The sequence below is a fragment of the Kitasatospora sp. NPDC059571 genome, assembly GCF_042735675.1.
Taxonomy (GTDB): Bacteria; Actinomycetota; Actinomycetes; order Streptomycetales; family Streptomycetaceae; genus Kitasatospora.
Genome location: NZ_JBHWBW010000144.1, coordinates 1 through 16,616 on the forward strand (window position 1 = coordinate 1; position 16,616 = coordinate 16,616).

Annotated in this window: 14 protein-coding genes; 6 read left to right on the plus strand and 8 right to left on the minus strand. The window is 74.4% G+C overall.

What is annotated here, in order from left to right; translation table 11 throughout:
• The 4 genes from recA to ACFV0G_RS18135 all read right to left on the minus strand — a co-directional run.
• Positions 1 to 1,027, minus strand: a 1,027-nt coding sequence (gene recA, locus ACFV0G_RS18120) for a recombinase RecA (protein ID WP_380548152.1), incomplete at its 3' end; no start/stop codon positions are given.
• Between the two features lie 159 nt (positions 1,028 to 1,186).
• Positions 1,187 to 2,479 carry an AI-2E family transporter gene (locus tag ACFV0G_RS18125; protein WP_380548155.1) on the minus strand — a complete coding sequence of 431 codons (1,293 nt, stop codon included), beginning with the start codon at positions 2,477 to 2,479 and terminating at the stop codon, positions 1,187 to 1,189.
• 66 nt (positions 2,480 to 2,545) lie between these two features.
• The gene (locus tag ACFV0G_RS18130; protein WP_380548158.1) at positions 2,546 to 2,740 is read right to left on the minus strand and encodes a DUF3046 domain-containing protein; all 195 of its coding nucleotides are present in this window, start codon (positions 2,738 to 2,740) and stop codon (positions 2,546 to 2,548) included.
• Positions 2,741 to 2,835: 95 nt separating this feature from the next.
• A complete protein-coding gene (locus ACFV0G_RS18135) occupies positions 2,836 to 4,344 on the minus strand; it encodes a S8 family serine peptidase (RefSeq protein WP_380548161.1) in 1,509 nt (502 codons plus the stop codon).
• A 158-nt stretch (positions 4,345 to 4,502) separates the two neighbouring features.
• Here ACFV0G_RS18135 and ACFV0G_RS18140 point away from each other — a divergent pair, with 158 nt between their 5' ends.
• Complete coding sequence (locus tag ACFV0G_RS18140) at positions 4,503 to 8,720, plus strand: ATP-dependent helicase (protein WP_380548164.1); 4,218 nt, start codon at positions 4,503 to 4,505, stop codon at positions 8,718 to 8,720.
• Here the strand turns inward: ACFV0G_RS18140 and ACFV0G_RS18145 are convergent.
• Positions 8,602 to 10,041: an amino acid permease gene (locus ACFV0G_RS18145; RefSeq protein WP_380548167.1), complete on the minus strand. Its 1,440-nt coding sequence runs from the start codon at positions 10,039 to 10,041 to the stop codon at positions 8,602 to 8,604. The two genes, ACFV0G_RS18140 and ACFV0G_RS18145, sit on opposite strands and share 119 nt — an antisense overlap.
• 302 nt (positions 10,042 to 10,343) lie before the next feature.
• Here ACFV0G_RS18145 and ACFV0G_RS18150 point away from each other — a divergent pair, with 302 nt between their 5' ends.
• Entirely contained in the window at positions 10,344 to 10,937 is a 594-nt protein-coding gene (locus ACFV0G_RS18150; RefSeq protein ID WP_380548171.1) for an HhH-GPD-type base excision DNA repair protein, read from the plus strand.
• On the opposite strand, the gene ACFV0G_RS18155 is transcribed toward ACFV0G_RS18150, so the two are convergent.
• Together ACFV0G_RS18155 and ACFV0G_RS18160 are read right to left on the minus strand one after the other, a co-directional pair.
• The gene (locus tag ACFV0G_RS18155; protein WP_380548174.1) at positions 10,885 to 11,142 is read right to left on the minus strand and encodes a KTSC domain-containing protein; all 258 of its coding nucleotides are present in this window, start codon (positions 11,140 to 11,142) and stop codon (positions 10,885 to 10,887) included. The two genes, ACFV0G_RS18150 and ACFV0G_RS18155, sit on opposite strands and share 53 nt — an antisense overlap.
• Before the next feature lie 90 nt (positions 11,143 to 11,232).
• Positions 11,233 to 11,751, minus strand: coding sequence for a YbhB/YbcL family Raf kinase inhibitor-like protein (locus ACFV0G_RS18160; RefSeq protein ID WP_380548177.1), 519 nt, complete (start codon positions 11,749 to 11,751; stop codon positions 11,233 to 11,235).
• A gap of 160 nt (positions 11,752 to 11,911) precedes the next feature.
• On the opposite strand from ACFV0G_RS18160, the gene ACFV0G_RS18165 reads away from it, so the two are divergent.
• Both ACFV0G_RS18165 and ACFV0G_RS18170 read left to right on the plus strand, forming a co-directional pair.
• The gene (locus ACFV0G_RS18165) at positions 11,912 to 13,078 is read left to right on the plus strand and encodes a hypothetical protein (protein WP_380548180.1); all 1,167 of its coding nucleotides are present in this window, start codon (positions 11,912 to 11,914) and stop codon (positions 13,076 to 13,078) included.
• A 125-nt stretch (positions 13,079 to 13,203) separates the two neighbouring features.
• Positions 13,204 to 13,689: a hypothetical protein gene (locus ACFV0G_RS18170; protein WP_380548183.1), complete on the plus strand. Its 486-nt coding sequence runs from the start codon at positions 13,204 to 13,206 to the stop codon at positions 13,687 to 13,689.
• A 15-nt stretch (positions 13,690 to 13,704) separates the two neighbouring features.
• Here the strand turns inward: ACFV0G_RS18170 and ACFV0G_RS18175 are convergent, their stop codons facing one another.
• Positions 13,705 to 15,288 carry a helicase HerA-like domain-containing protein gene (locus tag ACFV0G_RS18175; RefSeq protein WP_380548185.1) on the minus strand — a complete coding sequence of 528 codons (1,584 nt, stop codon included), beginning with the start codon at positions 15,286 to 15,288 and terminating at the stop codon, positions 13,705 to 13,707.
• Positions 15,289 to 15,409: 121 nt separating this feature from the next.
• Here ACFV0G_RS18175 and ACFV0G_RS18180 point away from each other — a divergent pair, with 121 nt between their 5' ends.
• Positions 15,410 to 15,706 (plus strand): type II toxin-antitoxin system VapB family antitoxin, encoded by a 297-nt coding sequence (locus ACFV0G_RS18180; RefSeq protein WP_380548188.1) that lies wholly within the window; start codon positions 15,410 to 15,412, stop codon positions 15,704 to 15,706.
• Between the two features lie 201 nt (positions 15,707 to 15,907).
• The gene (locus ACFV0G_RS18185; RefSeq protein ID WP_380548191.1) at positions 15,908 to 16,603 is read left to right on the plus strand and encodes a LytR C-terminal domain-containing protein; all 696 of its coding nucleotides are present in this window, start codon (positions 15,908 to 15,910) and stop codon (positions 16,601 to 16,603) included.
• The last annotated feature ends 13 nt before the right edge of the window (positions 16,604 to 16,616 follow it).

A 16,616-nucleotide genomic window follows, 5' to 3' on the forward strand; every position in this document is an offset into this window, starting at 1 on the left:
CGGCCCCCGCGGCCGCGCCCTCGCCCACCGGATTGGGGCCGATGCCGAGCTTGCCCTTGATCTTCTTCTCGATCTCGTCGGCGAGCTGGGGGTTGTCCCGCAGGAAGTTGCGGGCGTTCTCCTTGCCCTGGCCCAGCTGGTCGCCCTCGTAGGTGTACCAGGCGCCGGACTTGCGGATGAAGCCGTGCTCGACGCCCATGTCGATCAGGCCACCCTCGCGGCTGATGCCGACGCCGTAGAGGATGTCGAACTCGGCCTGCTTGAACGGCGCGGCGACCTTGTTCTTGACCACCTTGACGCGGGTGCGGTTGCCGACCGCCTCGGTGCCGTCCTTCAGGGTCTCGATGCGGCGGATGTCGAGGCGCACCGAGGCGTAGAACTTGAGCGCCCGGCCACCGGTCGTGGTCTCCGGGGAGCCGAACATCACGCCGATCTTCTCGCGCAGCTGGTTGATGAAGACGGCGGTGGTGCCGGACTGGTTGAGCGCACCGGCGATCTTGCGCAGCGCCTGGCTCATCAGCCGGGCCTGGAGACCGACGTGCGAGTCGCCCATCTCGCCCTCGATCTCGGCGCGCGGCACGAGCGCGGCGACCGAGTCGATGATCACCAGGTCGATCGCGCCGGAGCGGATCAGCATGTCGGTGATCTCCAGCGCCTGCTCGCCGGTGTCGGGCTGGCTGACCAGCAGCGCGTCGGTGTCGACGCCCAGCTTCTTCGCGTACTCGGGGTCGAGGGCGTGCTCGGCGTCGACGAACGCGACGGTGCCGCCGGCGCGCTGGGCGTTGGCCGCCAGGTGCAGGGTCAGGGTGGTCTTGCCGGAGGACTCCGGGCCGTAGATCTCCACCACGCGGCCGCGCGGGATACCGCCGACGCCCAGGGCGACGTCGAGGGCGGTGGACCCGGTGGGGATCACGTCGATCGGCTCGTTGGCCTTCTCTCCGAGGCGCATCACCGAGCCCTTGCCGAACTGCCGCTCGATCTGGGCGAGTGCGGTCTCAAGGGCCTTCTCGCGGTCCGTACCTGCCATGGCTTCCACCCTCGGGTTCTGTGCTGTGCGCTTCATCGTCCTCGACGCTAGCGCGTCCCACCGACAATCGACCCGGATCGGGCGCCGCCTGTGGAAAACTCGACGCCGAAGAGTATAAAGAACATTCGTTCGAATCTAGTCCCGCCGCCCCGAACACTCCTAGACCGATTCGTCCACACGGCTCTGACCTGCGGATTCCCCGGACACCCCGGCGCCGACCATGCGCCGCAGGCGGCGTGCGGCCTGCCTTCTGCGCTCCCTGCGGCCCCTGCGCTCCTCTCCCCGGTCGATCCGCGGGTCGGTCGCCACCTCGTACCGGCGGACGTACGTCCCGACGAAGCCCTGGAGCGTCGCCGCGGCCGGGATGGCGATCAGCGCGCCCACCGCGCCGAGCAGCGCCGCCCCGGCGATCACCGAGCCGAAGGCCACCGCCGGGTGCACGTCCACCGTCCGCGCGGTGATCCGCGGGTGCAGCAGGTAGTTCTCGACCTGCTGGTAGACGATCACGAAGCCGAGCACCCAGAGCCCGTCCACCGGCCGGACGGTCAGCGCCACCAGCACCGGCAGCGCGCCCGCCAGGTAGGTGCCGATGGTCGGCACGAACTGCGACATCACACCGACCCAGACCGCCAGCGCCGCCGCGTAGGGCAGCCCGATCACCTGGAAGAACACCCAGTGGGCCAGCGCCGAGGCGAGCGCCAGCAGGGCCCGGGAGTAGAGGTAGCCGCCGGTCTTGGCCAGCGCGATCTCCCAGGCGCGCAGCACCTCGCCCTGCTTGGCGGGCGGCAGCAGCGAGCAGACCGTCCGGCGCACCCGCGGGCCGTCGGCGGTGAAGTAGAAGGTGAACAGGCCGACGGTGAACGCCTGGAACAGACCGCCGATCACGGTGCTGGACAGGCCCCAGACGTTGCCGGCGGCCTGCTGGGCGTACTTCTCGGCGGTGCCGGAGTCCTTGAGCACCTTCTGCTGGAGCTCGTACAGCGAGAGGTCCTGGTGGAAGGTCCGGTTGACCCAGCCGATCAGGTTCTCCAGCAGGTGCGGCGCCTCGGCGGCGATCCGGGCCACCTGGTCCACCAGCAGGGTGCCGAGCGCGGCGAGGAAGCCGACCACGGCGATCCCCACCCCGATGAAGACCAGGAAGGTGCCGACCCCGCGGCGGACCCCGCGGGCGGCCATCCGGTCCACCGCGGGCTCCATCGCCAGCGAGAGGAAGAAGGCCACGAGCAGCATCACGAAGAGGTCGATCAGCTGGTGGAAGGCCCAGTCGGCGAGCTGGAAGACGCCCACCAGCACGAGCGCGAGCACCATCGCCCGGGGCAGCCAGCGCGGCATCGGCTCGCCCCACGGGCGGCGCCGCCCGGAGCCGGCCGGCGGGCCGGCGGCGGTCGGGTCGGCGGTCGGCGCCCCCGCGCTCGGCGGGTTCTCGGTCCTGGTGTCCGGGGAGCTGTCCACCCGCCCAGTCTCACCCATCGAACACCGGGACCCGGCCGCCGCGGGCGCGGCTGCGGCCGTGGCGGGTCAGCGCAGCCGCGCGGGCACGCCCCGGTCCTGGCAGACCACGCGCCAGACGTCCTTGGCCTCCCAGCCCGCGTCCAGCGCCTGACGGACCGTCCGCCCGCCGAGTCCGCTCATCACGTGGTCCTGGGCGAAGGACTCCGCGTACACCTCGCCGAACTGCTCGTACATCCGTCGCCAGAACTCCGTCAGCCTCATGCGCCCCAGTATCCCCGAGCCGGCCCCGGCGGGCGGGCGCACTGTGGCACCGGGCCCGGGCCCGGGCCCACGGCTCAGGGCTCAGGACTGACGGCTCAGGGCAGTGCCAGCACCCCGGCGCCGTAGTACCGGCGGTCGGCGCAGCCGCCCGGGCCGAGCGGGCAGTTGGCCGCGGCCGCCTCGGTGAGCGCGTCGGCGATCCGGCCCGGCCCCCAGTCGGGGTGCTCGGCGGCCACCACCGCCACGGCGCCGGTGACGTGCGCGGCCGCCATCGAGGTGCCGGCCAGCGCCGCGTACCGCCCGCCCGGCCAGTCCGAGACGATCGCGCCCGCCACGCCGCTGTCCGGGTCGCCGCCGGGGGCGGCGAGGGTGACCCGCCCGTTGCCGTAGTTGGTGTAGCCGGCCGGCTCGCCGCTGCGGTCGACGGCGCTGACCGTGACCACGCCGGGCAGCTCGCCGGGCAGCCGGATGCACTCGGTGCCCAGCACCCGGTCCTGGGCCGGGCCGGAGGTCCGGTCGTTGGGGCTGCGCTGGTCGACCCGGGTGCCCTCCAGGTCCTGGCTGTCGTTGCCGGCCGAGGCGACCACCACCGCGCCGCGGCGCTGCGCGTAGGCGACCGCCCGGCCGACCGCCTGGGCGAGGGCCGCCTGGTCCGGGTCCTCCGGGCAGTTGTACTTCCAGGGGTCGGCGAAGTAGCTGTCGTTGATCGCCCGGGCGCCGTGGTCGGCCGCCCAGAGCATCCCGCAGACGATGTTCTCCGCGTAGTACTGCCCGAGCGGGCCGAGCAGCCGCACCGCGGCGATCCGCACGCCGGGGGCGACCCCGGTGACGCCGTGGCCGTCGCGGGCGGCGCCGACGATGCCCGCCACATGGGTGCCGTGGCCGCTCTCGGAGACGCCCTCGTCCGGGCGCCAGCTGCCGTAGCGGGCGTCGGGGCGGCCGTCCGCGCAGGAGGCCGACGCGGCCGGGTCGACGGCGGCGCGCAGGTCGGGGTGGGTGTCGTCGACCCCGGAGTCCAGGACGGCGACCAGCACCCGGCCCAGCCCGCCGGCGGCGGGCTGCGCGTTCTCCGGGGCGGCCTGCGGGGCGGCGGCGGTGCGCAGCAGGGCGGTGGTGGGGGCGACCGGGCCGGCGGCGCCGATCATGGCGAGGTTCCAGTCGGCCTGTTCGGCCGGGTCGGAGAGGGTGGAGTCGTCGGCCGCGTCGGCGCTGCCGGAGCCGTGGCGGAAGTCGGCGCCGCTGAGCGGCCCGGGCGGGCCGGGCACGGCCGCCGTCCGGGTGGCGCCGGCCGCCGCTATCCCGGGCCGGGTGCGGACGCGTTCGGCGAAGCCGCCGGTGGCGTAGGCGAGGACGGCGCCGATCTGGGGGTACTCCTGGACGACCCGGCCGCCCGCGGCGCGCGACTGGTCGGCGGCGAGGTCGGCGCCGTGCGCGTCCTGGGTCTGGGCGAGCACCAGGTAACTGAGGTAGGCGCGGCCCGAGCCGGACACGAAGGGGACGGCCCCGCCGAGCACCAGGGCGACCAGCAGCATGGCGAGCAGCAGCTGCACCCACCGGCGGTGCCTGCGGGAGGCGCCGTCCACGGCCGGGCCGGTCTGCTGCATGGCGCCCTCCGCTCGCCCGGCCCCGGGCCGGAAATTGTGACTGAATCATCACCATATGAGCGCTATGCCCGAATCGTCCCGCCGGGCTAGGGCAGACGGACGGCCCCGGGCCGCCGCGCGGCCCCTCGGCTGTCGGTGGCAGCGGGCACCATGGGGGCATGGCGCAGCACAGCACCGAGGACGCCCTCGCCGGCTTCGCCCCGGCGACCAGGGCCTGGTTCACCGGCGCGTTCAGCGCGCCCACCGCCGCACAGTCCGAGGCGTGGGCCGCCATCCGGCGGCAGACCGACGTCCTCGTGGTCGCGCCGACCGGCTCCGGCAAGACGCTCGCCGCGTTCCTCTCCGCCCTCGACCGGCTCAGCGCCACCCCGCCGCCGGCCGACCCCGCGCGCCGCTGCCGGGTGCTCTACATCTCGCCGCTGAAGGCCCTCGCGGTGGACGTCGAGCGCAACCTCCGGGCCCCGCTCACCGGCCTGCGTCAGGCGGCGGTGCGGCTCGGCCTGCCCGAGCCGGAGGTCGAGGTCGGCATCCGCTCCGGCGACACCCCGGCCGCCGACCGCCGCCGCTTCGCCACCCGCCCGCCGGACATCCTCATCACCACCCCCGAGTCGCTCTTCCTGCTGCTCACCTCCGCCGCCCGGGACGCGCTGCGCGGCATCGACACGGTGATCCTGGACGAGGTGCACGCGGTCGCCGGCACCAAGCGCGGCGCCCACCTGGCCCTCAGCCTGGAGCGCCTCGACGAGCTGCTGGACGCACCCGCCCGCCGGATCGGGCTCTCCGCCACCGTGCGGCCGGTCGACGAGGTGGCCCGGTTCCTCAGCCCGCAGCGCGGCGCGGCGATCGTCCAGCCGCCCTCGGCCAAGGAGTTCGACCTGTCGGTGGTCGTGCCGGTGGCCGACCTCGACGAGCTGCCCGCCGCGGCCGGCGACGACGACCCGTCACGGCCGGGCGGCCGCAACGGCGCCGCCTCGATCTGGCCGCACGTCGAGGAGCGGATCGTCGACCTCGTCCAGGCCCACCGCTCCACCATCGTCTTCGCCAACTCGCGGCGGCTGGCCGAGCGGCTGTGCAACCGGCTGAACGAGATCGCCTACGAGCGGGCCACCGGGTCACCGCTGCCGCAGGCGCACTCCCCCGCCGAGCTGATGGGCGGCTCCGGCGCCGCCGCCGGGGCCCCGCCGCTGCTCGCCCGGGCCCACCACGGCTCGGTCTCCAAGGAGCAGCGCGCCCAGGTCGAGGAGGAGCTGAAGGCCGGCCGGCTGCCCGCCGTGGTCGCCACCTCCAGCCTGGAGCTCGGCATCGACATGGGCGCCGTCGAGCTGGTCGTCCAGGTCGAGTCGCCGCCCTCGGTCGCCTCCGGGCTGCAGCGCGTCGGCCGGGCCGGCCACCAGGTCGGCGCGGTCTCCACCGGCGTGGTCTTCCCGAAGTACCGCGGCGACCTGGTGCAGTCCGCGGTGGTCACCGAGCGGATGCGGGCCGGCCGGATCGAGGCGCTGCGGATCCCGCGCAACCCGCTGGACGTCCTGGCCCAGCAGCTGGTGGCGATGACCGCGCTGGACACCTGGGACGTCGACGAGCTGCTCGCCGTCGTCCGCCGGGCCGCGCCGTTCGCGACGCTGCCGCAGTCCGCGTTCGACGGCGTCCTGGACATGCTCGCCGGGCGGTACCCGTCCGACGCCTTCGCCGAGCTCCGACCCCGCCTGGTCTGGGACCGCGTGGCCGGCACGGTGACCGGCCGGCCCGGCGCCCAGCGGCTCGCCGTCACCTCGGGCGGCACCATCCCCGACCGCGGCCTGTTCGGCGTCTTCATCGCGGGCACCGACCCGAAGAAGGGCGGCGGCCGGGTCGGCGAGCTCGACGAGGAGATGGTCTACGAGTCCCGGGTCGGCGACGTCTTCACGCTCGGCACCACCTCCTGGCGGATCGAGGAGATCACCCACGACAAGGTGCTGGTCACCCCGGCGCCGGGCGTCCCCGGGCGGCTGCCGTTCTGGAAGGGCGACACCCTCGGCCGCCCGATCGAGCTGGGCCGGGCGGTCGGCGCCTTCGTCCGCGAGCTCGGCGCGCTGGAGCCCGAGCGGGCCGCCGAGCGCCTCAGGGCCGCCGGGCTGGACGACTGGGCGGCCGGCAACCTGCTCACCTACCTCGCCGAGCAGCGGACCGCCTGCGGCCACCTCCCGGACGACCGGACGATCGTCGTGGAGCGCTTCCGCGACGAGCTCGGCGACTGGCGGATCGTCGTGCACTCGCCGTTCGGCGCGCAGGTCCACGCGCCCTGGGCGCTCGCCATCGGTGCCCGGCTGCGCGAGAAGCACGGGCTCGACCCGCAGGTGATGCACGCCGACGACGGCATCGTGCTGCGACTGCCCGACGCCGACCTGCTGGACTTCCCCTCGCCCGACCGGGCGCCCGCCGACGACGCCCCGGTCGGCGCGGACGCCGCGCTCTTCGACAGCACCGAGATCGAGCAGCTGGTCACCGATCAGGTCGGCGGCTCGGCGCTGTTCGCCAGCCGCTTCCGGGAGTGCGCCGGCCGGGCGCTGCTGCTGCCGCGCCGCAGCCCCGGGCGGCGCACCCCGCTCTGGCAGCAGCGCCAGCGCGCCTCCCAGCTGCTGGAGGTCGCCTCCGAGTACGGCTCCTTCCCGATCGTGCTGGAGGCCGTCCGTGAGTGCCTGCAGGACGTCTTCGACGTGCCCGGCCTGGTCGAGCTGATGGGCGACCTGGAGTCCCGCGCGGTGCGCCTGGTCGAGGTCACCACGGCCGAGCCCTCCCCGTTCGCCCGGTCCCTGCTGTTCGGCTACGTCGCCCAGTTCCTCTACGAGGGCGACTCGCCGCTAGCCGAGCGCCGGGCCGCCGCGCTCTCGCTCGACTCCCGGCTGCTGTCCGAGCTGCTCGGCCAGGCCGAACTGCGCGAGCTGCTCGACCCGCAGGTGCTGGCCGAGCTGGAGGCCGAGCTCCAGCGGCTCACCCCCGAACGGCGGGTCAAGGACGCCGAGGGCGTGGCCGACGCGCTGCGGCTGCTCGGTCCGCTCGCCGAGGACGAGCTCGCCGCCCGCGGCGCCGAGCCGGCCTGGGCCGAGGAGCTGGAGGCGGCCCGCCGGGCGATCCGGGTGCGGATCGGCGGCGAGCTGCGCTGGGCCGCGATCGAGGACGCCGGGCGGCTGCGCGACGCGCTGGGCACCCCGCTGCCGGTCGGCGTCCCGGAGGCCTTCACCGAGCCGGTGAAGGACCCGCTGGGCGACCTGCTGGCCCGCTACGCGCGCACCCACGGCCCGTTCACCGCCGCCGAGGCCGCCGTCCGGTTCGGCCTGGGCCCGGCCGTCGTCACCGGCACGCTGCAGCGGCTGACCGCCGCCGGGCGGCTGGTGCAGGGCGAGTTCCGGCCGGTCGAGGGGCACACCGCGACCGTCGAGTGGTGCGACGCGGAGGTGCTGCGGCGGCTGCGGCGCCGCTCGCTGGCCGCGCTGCGCCAGGAGGTGGAGCCGGTGGCCCCGCGGGCGCTGGCCGCCTTCCTGCCGCAGTGGCAGCACCTGGCCGGCCACCGGCTGCGCGGCCTGGACGGCCTGTACCGGGTCGTGGAGCAGCTCCAGGGCACCGCCCTGCCGGCCTCCGCCCTGGAGAAGCTGATCCTGCCGGCCCGGCTCGCGGACTACTCCCCCGAGCACCTGAACGAGCTGATGGTGGCCGGCGAGGTCGGCTGGGCGGGCGCTGGCGCGCTGCCCGGCAAGGACGGCTGGATCAGCCTGCACCTGGCCGAGAACGCGCACCTGCTCCGCCCCGAGCCCGTCCCGCCGGCACTGACCCCCGTCCACACCGAGCTGATGGCCGCCCTGGCCGGCGGGTACGGCCTCCTCTTCCGCCAGCTCGCCGACCGGCTGCCGGACACCCCGGAGAGCGAGCTCACCGAGGCACTGTGGGACCTGGTCTGGGCCGGGTACGTCACCAATGACTCGCTGGCCCCGCTGCGAGCGCTGCTGGGCTCGGGCCGGACGGCCGGGGCGACCGCCCACCGCGCGCCCCGGGCCACCCCGCGCGGCCGGATCGGGGGCGCCCGGGGGGGCAACCGCGCCCCCCCGCCCGCGCCCCCCCCGCGCGCCCGGCCCCCGCCCGCCGGGGGCGGCCCCCGCCGTCGGGGGCCGGTCATCTGCTCGTCAGCTCATCGTGCGGTCCGCCCGGCGGCGGACCCGGCGACGACAGGGCCGCTGTCGCCCGGCCGGACCAACCTGCCGGGCACACCGTCCTACTGTCGTACCGTCAGACCCCCTGCTGCACGGCGGCGGCCCGGCGGGCGTGCACGATCCGCGCGGCGACCAGGACGACCGCCGCGGCCGCCAGCGAGAGCACCATCTGCATCCGGCCGTCGTGGTCGGTGAACATGTAGGCGACCACGAAACCGATCATTCCGATGGTGGCCCAGGTGAGGTAGGGGTAGAGCCACATCCGGACGGTCAGCCGCTCCGGGGATTCCCGCTCGATGATCTTCCGCATACGCAGCTGCGAGAAGCAGATCACCAGCCAGACGAAGAGCGCGACGGCGCCGGAGGAATTCAGCAGGAACTTGAAGACGCTGTCCGGGAACTCGTAGTTGAAGAACACCGCGACGAATCCGAAGACCACCGAGGAGAGAATCGCGGTCCGCGGGACGCCGCGGCCGGTGACCTTGGCGAAGGCCTTCGGCGCGTCGCCGCGCTGCCCGAGCGAGAACGCCATCCGGGACGCGGTGTACAGCCCCGAGTTCAGGCAGGAGAGCACCGCGGTCAGCACGATGGCGTCCATCAGGCCGGCCGCGCCAGGGATGCCGACGTGCTTCAGCACGGCCACGTACGGGCTGGACAGGACGTCCGCGGAGTCCCAGGGCAGCAGGGTGACGACAATGGCGATGGAACCCAGGTAGAAGACGCCGATCCGCCAGATCACGCTGTTGGTGGCCTTGCTGACCGCGCGCTGCGGGTCGGGCGACTCGCCGGCCGCGAGGGTGACGATCTCGCTGCCCATGAAGGCGAAGACGACGGTCAGCATGCCGGTGAACACCGCGCCGACGCCGTGCGGCAGGAAGCCGCCGTGGTCCAGCAGGTTGCTCGTGCCGACCGCGTGGGTGCCGGGCAGCACGCCGGTCACGGCGAGCACGCCGACCACGATGAAGGCCGCGATCGCGACCACCTTGATGCCCGCGAACCAGAACTCGAACTCGCCGTAGGAGGCGACCGAGAACAGGTTGGTGGCGGTCAGCACCGCCATCACCAGCAGGGCGAACGCCCACTGCGGCACGCCGGGCACCCAGCCGTGCAGGATCTTCGCGCCGGCGGTGGCCTCGACGGCCAGCACCACCACCCAGAAGAACCAGTACAGCCAGCCGATGGTGAAGCCGGCCCAGCGGCCGAGCGCGCGGTCCGCGTACGCCGAGAAGGAGCCGCTCTGCGGGTCCGCGGCGGCCATCTCGCCGAGCATCCGCATGACCATCACGACCAGCGTGCCGGCCAGCGCGTACGACAGCAGGATGCCGGGGCCGGTGGCGGCGATTCCGGCGCCGGAGCCGACGAACAGGCCGGCGCCGATCACACCGCCGATGGCGATCATGGACAGGTGCCGGTTCTTCAGGCCGGCCTTGAGGTGGCCGTCCGCCGGCGGCTCGGCGTGGGTGGCCGAGCCGCCCTGCGGCGGCTGGTGCGAGCGCGTCGTGGTGTCCGGGCTCATGGGTGTTCACTGCCTCTCCGGTGCGGCGGGGGTCGGCCGCACACCCGGAGGAACGTAGTCCGGAAATCCTCCACCCGTAACCCCCGTGAGGAATTCCCCACATATATCTGAGGTTTTCCTGAGGTTCCGGTAATTCAATTCCGGCACACTCTGCCACCTCTACCGACGGGTCATCGGAAATCCCCGCGCCGGCGCCGGCCCCCGATTCGGCGGACGGCCGCGTGTTGCGGGCCGCCCGCCCGGGACGGGGCTGCCACGATGAGCAGCGACCGTGACCGACCCGCCGCACCTGGGGCCGCCCGATGAGCGTCACCATCCACCTCGCGCAGCAGCCGGAGGCCGACGAGCTGCTCGGCCGCAGCCCGCTGGCCGCGCTCACCGGGATGCTGCTGGACCAGCAGATCCCGATGGAGTGGGCGTTCACCGGCCCGTACACGATCGCGCAGCGCCTGGACGCGGACGACCTGGACGCGCACCGGATCGCGGCCGCCGACCCGGAGGAGTTCGCGGCGCTGCTCTCCGCCAAGCCCGCCGTGCACCGCTACCCGGGGTCGATGGCCACCCGGGTGCAGCAGCTCTGCCGGTACCTGGTGGAGCACTACGGCGGGGACGCCGAGGCGGTGTGGCGGGACGCCCCGACCGGGCGGGAGCTGCTCAAGCGCCTCAACGACCTGCCCGGCTTCGGTCGGCAGAAGGCGCAGATCTTCCTCGCGCTGCTCGGCAAGCAGTTCGGGGTCAGGCCCGAGGGCTGGCGGGAGGCGGCCGGCGCGTACGGCGAGGAGGGCTCGTTCCGCTCCGTCGCGGACATCACCGGCCCGGAGTCGCTGGTGAAGGTGCGGGCCTTCAAACAGGAGGCGAAGAAGGCGGCCAGGGCCGCGCGGGACGCGAAGGGCTGATCCGGCGGTAGCGGTAGCGCGGCTTGATCTCCCGGTTGAAGTACCGGCCCAGGCTCGGCGCGGCGAGCAGCCGGGCGACGACCGCGCCCGGGACGCCGAAGTAGTGGTAGACCGTGCCGCCGACGAACTCGACCTCCAGCACCCGCCGGCCGGCGTCGTGGCCGACCGAGCGGAGGCAGGTCGAGTCGACCGGCTCGCGCTCCATGCCACCCAGGGTGCGCCTGCCGGGCGCGACGGGCAAACAGAACGCCCTGGCGGGGCCGCCCCCGGCCCGGGGACGGCCCGCGGGGGCGGCTCAGCCGGCCGCGTACTCGACGGTCAGCAGGGCCCGTGCGACGGTGTGGAAGGTGATGTTGAAGCCGACCGCGGCCGCCGGGGTGTCCGGGGTGAGGCCGAGCGTGGGCACGTCCAGGGCGTGCACGGCGAAGACGTAGCGGTGCGCCGGCCCGGGCGGCGGGGCGGCGCCGTCGTACCGGTGGCCCGGGAAGTCGTTGCGGGCGTGGAACGCCGCGCCCGGCAGCGCGGCGTCGGAGGCGCCGGCGCCGCGCGGCAGCTCCGTGGTGCCGAGCGGCAGGTCGAGCGCCAGCCAGTGCCACCAGCCGCTGCCGGTCGGCGCGTCCGGGTCGTAGCAGGTGACGGCGAACCCCTGCGTGGTGTCGGGGAAGCCGGACCAGGACAGCTGCGGCGACTCGTTGCCGAGGGCGTGGACGTGCGCGTCCGGCATGGTCGCGCCGTCCGTCAGGTCGCGGCTGGTGAGGTCGAAGGCGGGCACCTTCGGCAGGAAGTCGTACGGCAGGGGCGGACGGGACGTCATGGCCGTGCACCTTCTTCTTCGTAGCGCTGCGGGCTGGGGGTCAGTCGCAGTCTAGGGAGCCGCGGCACGCCGGCGCGGCACCTCGGCAAGGTATAGACCAATGCCGCGCCGCCCGGTTAGCGTGGAGCCGCACCCCGACCGCCTGCTCCGGAGCCGCCCCGTGGAGTCGTCCGTCCTCGCCTTCGCCACCGACCTGCTGGACGAGGGCGCCGACACGTTCTTCGGCAACCTCGCCGACCGGGCCGGCGTGGGCGGGGTGACCCTCGCCTCGGTCTACCACCAGGCCCGGGACGTCTTCCCGCACAACCCGCACCGGGTGGTGCGCTACCTGGAGCCCGGCGCGGCGTACTTCCGTCCCGACCCCGCCCGCTGGGCCGGCCGGCGGCTGGCGCCCGTGCCGTCCACCGCGATCGGCGACCGCGACCCCTTCGCCGAGGCCGCCGCCGAGGCCGGGCGCCGCGGCCTGAAGCTGCACGCCTGGACGGTCTTCTGCCACAACGACCGGCTCGGCTTCCGGCACCCCGACTGCGCGCCCGCCAACGCCTTCGGCGACCGCCACCTCACCGAGCTCTGCCCGGCCCACCCCGAGGTCCGCGCCTACGCCCTCACCCTGGTCGAGGAGCTCGCCCGGTACGGCGTCGACGCGATCCGCGCCGAGTCGCTGCACTTCCACGGCCTGCGCCACGGCTACCACCACGAGCGGTACTTCGAGGAGCTCGGCGCGGTCGCCGAAGCCCTGCTCGGGGTCTGCTTCTGCCCGCACTGCAAGGCCGCCGCCCAGCGGGCCGGCGTCCCCGCCGAGGAGGTGCAGCAGGCCGTCCGGGCCGAGCTGCGCGCGCGGCTCGCCGACGAGCGCCGGGCCGCCGAGCCCGCCGCGCTGGACGCCCTGGCCGACGGCGCGGTCGCCGCCTACCTGGACGCGGCCACCCTCACCGTCACCTCGCTCGCCGCCGAGGTGACCGAGGCGGCCGCGGCCCACGGCATGCGGCTGACCTTCATGGACGGCGCCGGCCCCGGCAAGGGGTGGCTGTCCGGGATCGACCTCCCGGCCCTCGGCAAGGCCGTCCACCAGGTCGAGACGCTCGGCTACGCGCGCACCCCGGAGGCCGTCCGGGAGAAGGTCGCCGCCTTCGCCCTGCACGGCGTCCGCCCGCAGGACATGGCCGTCATCCTCCGCCCGATGGCCGAGGACTGCGACGGCCCGGCGAACCTGGCCGCCAAGATCGGGGTGCTGCGCGACCTCGGCGTCCCCGAGGTCGAGTTCTACAACTACGGCCTGATGCGGCTCTCCTCGCTGGACCGGATCGGCGCCGCCCTGCACCCCTGACGGTATGACAGCTGTCATGCCGGACCGGTGACCGGCGGGCCTGCCGCGCGGACGGCCCCCGGCCGCAGACTCGTACCACCGGCGGGGCGGAGGGCGCGAGGCCGGGCGAGGCACCGGGGGACCAGATGAGCACCGCGACGATCACCACCAGGACCACCGCAGCGCCGGCCGCCGAGGCAGGGGCAGGCGCCGAGGCAGGGGCACAGCCGCTGCCGACCGTCGCCGCGATGCGGATCCCCGCCTGGTTCTTCGGCTTCGAGGCCGTCCTGGCCGGGGCCTTCGACATCCTGCGGGCCTTCCCGGCGGCCTGGCCCGCCCTGGTGGTGCTGGGCCTCGCGAACCTCGCCGTCTCGCTGACCGTGATGCGCAGCCGGCTCCGGCTGGCGAAGCTGCTCTGGCGCGGCAAGGGCACCCGCAAGGTCGCCCTCGGCCTGCTGGGCCTGCGGATCGGCGTCCACCTGGTCCTCGGGGTGGTCGGCCTGGCGGCGACCTCCGTGATCGCGCACACCGCGCTCGCGCTGGCGATGAGCGCGCTGACGATCGCTCTGCTGGCCTGGACCCAGCGCACCGCGCTGCGGGCGCTGGTCGCCGCGGGCCGGGTCGCGGCCTGACCCCCGCCGGCCGCCCTACCTGCGGCGCGAGGTGCCGAAGAGGCTGCGGGTGATCTCCCGGCCGAGCTGGGTGCCGGCCGACCGGGCGAAGGACTTGAGCGCGGGGCTGCGGAGCAGCGAGCCGATCAGCCCGCCCTCCTCCTCGTCCTGCCGCCTCTCCCGCCGGGCCGGCTCGTGCTGCTCCTCCCGGGGAGCCCCGGCGGCCGGGCCGCCGGCGGGGGCGGCCGGCGGGCGGGCCGCGAGCTTCTCGTAGGCGGACTCACGGTCGATCGCGTCCCGGTAGCGGGGGGCCAGCGGGGATCCGTCCACCGCAGCCCGGAGCGCGGCGGCGTCCAGCGGGCCCATCAGCGACTGCGGCGCCCGCAGCCGGGTGGCCGCCACCGGGGTCGGGGCGCCGGTCTCGGAGAGCACGGTCACCACGGCCTCGCCGGTGCCCAGCCGGGTGAGCACCTCACCCAGGTCGTAGGAGGACCGCGGGAAGGTGGAGACCGTCGCCCTGAGCGCCTTGGCGTCGTCCGGGGTGAAGGCCCGCAGCGCGTGCTGGACCCGGTTGCCGAGCTGGCCGAGCACGTCGGCCGGGACGTCGCGCGGGGTCTGGGTGACGAAGAAGATCCCGACGCCCTTGGAGCGGATCAGCCGGACGGTCTGGGTGATGGCCTCCAGGAAGGCCTTCGAGGCGTCCTTGAACAGCAGGTGCGCCTCGTCGAAGAAGAACACCAGCTTGGGCCGGTCAAGGTCGCCGACCTCCGGCAGCTCCTGGTAGAGGTCGGCGAGCAGCCACATCAGGAAGGTCGAGAAGAGCCGCGGCCGGTCCTGCACGGCGGGCAGTTCCAGCACCGACACCACGCCCCGGCCCCCGTCGGCCGTGCGCAGCAGGTCGGCGGTGTCGAACTCCGGCTCGCCGAAGAAGGCGCCGGCGCCCTCGTTCTCCAGGACGGTGAGCGAGCGCAGGATCACCCCGGCGGTGGCGGCGGAGAGGCCGCCGATCCCCTTCAGCTCGCCCTTGCCCTCGGGCGAGGTGAGGAAGGTGATCACCGCGGTGAGGTCCTTGAGGTCGTACAGTTCCAGGCCGTTGCGGTCGGCGTAGTGGAAGACCAGCCCGAGCGAGGCCTCCTGGGTCTCGTTGAGGTCGAGCACCTTGGCGAGCAGCAGCGGGCCGAAGCCGGTGACGGTCGCCCGGACGGGGATCCCGGCGCCCTGGCCGCCGAGCGCGTAGAACTCGGCGGGGCAGCCCTGCGCCGTCCAGGTCTGTCCGACGTCGGCGGCGCGCGCGGAGATCCGGTCGCCCGGCGTCCCCGGGGCGGCGATGCCGGACACGTCGCCCTTGATGTCGGCGAGGAAGACCGGCACGCCCTGGGCGGAGAGCTGTTCGGCGATCAGCTGGAGCGTCTTGGTCTTGCCGGTGCCGGTCGCACCGGCCACCAGTCCGTGCCGGTTGAGCACCCCGAGCGGGATGCGCACGGCGGCGTCCCGGTAGGCGGTGGTGTCCTGCAGCACCACCCCGAGGTCCAGTGCCGGGCCGCCGAAGGCGTATCCGGCGGCGATCTCGCGGACGGCGTCCGGCGTCCCGGCGGCGTCGCCGCCCTGGTCGGTGGTCATCTCGGCGGGCTCCCGACGGTGCGACAAAAGCGTCATTCACCATGAAACAGTCGAAATCGCCCGGCATCGGGTAGCGCCGCGCTTGCTGCGCCCCCCGCATGCATGACGGTAGGCTTTCCGTGTGATCTTCAAGCGCATCGGCAACGGGCGGCCGTACCCGGATCACGGCCGGACCAGCACCCGCCAGTGGGCGGACGTCCCGCCGCGCCCGGTGCGGCTCGACCAGTTGGTCACCACCAAGGGGCAGCTCGACCTGGAGACCCTCCTGGCGGAGGACTCCACCTTCTACGGCGACCTCTTCGCCCACGTGGTGAAGTGGCGCGGCGACCTGTACCTGGAGGACGGTCTGCACCGCGCGGTGCGGGCCGCACTGCAGCAGCGCCAGGTGCTGCACGCACGCGTGCTCGAAATGGACTGACCGCACCACCGGCGTGCCTCGAATACGCCCGGACGGTAGCGGTACATCCTTTCGGGTGCCGGGGTACTCCAGATGATGATCATTTAGTACCTTCACAGCAGCTGTCGCACTAATCTGCTGACCAACGGCCGATTTCTGGCACCCCGCCCCTTTGGCCGAACCCGACACCGCGCCTGTCCTGGCACGAGGGGGAGACAGACCATGAGCATGCTGACCCCCCAGGGTCTGAAGGGGAAGCAGTACCGGATCACCGGGAACTCCTACCCACGCCTGGGTCGCCCGCCCCGCCGCAGCCGCAAGGTGATGGCCGTGATCGGCTCACTGCTGGCCCTCGCCCTGGTCGCACTCGGTGGAGTGCAGCTGGTGGACATCTTCCGCGGGCGCCACGCGTCCGCGCAGGCCTGCGGCACCCCCGGCGCCTCCGGCAAGCCGCTGGCCGCCCCGGCCGCCGCCGCCTCCGGCGGCTCGGCCGCACCGGGCTCGGGGGCCCCGTCGGCGCCCGCCGCGACCAGCACCGCCGTCCCGCAGCCGAAGTCCGTCACGGTGAACGTCTTCAACGCCACCGACAAGGCCGGGCTGGCCGCCCGGACGGCGGACGAGCTGCGCAAGCGCGGCTTCACCGTCGGCCAGGTCGGCAACGCGCCGGCCGCACTCGACAAGAAGGTGCCCGGCACCGTCCAGGTGATCAGCGGCCCGGCGGGCATGGGCGCCGCGACCCTGCTGGGCTCCCAGGTGGCCAGCGCCGCCAAGAGCGCCGACGCCCGCACCGACGCCACGGTCGACTTCGTGCTGGGCGACAGCTTCGCCGCCCTGCTCGACCCGACGGCGGCCGCCGCGGCGCTGGCCGAGGCCACCAAGCCGTCCCCGACCCCCTCGCCGCAGCCCGGCCAGTGCTGAGCCTGTCCTAGAG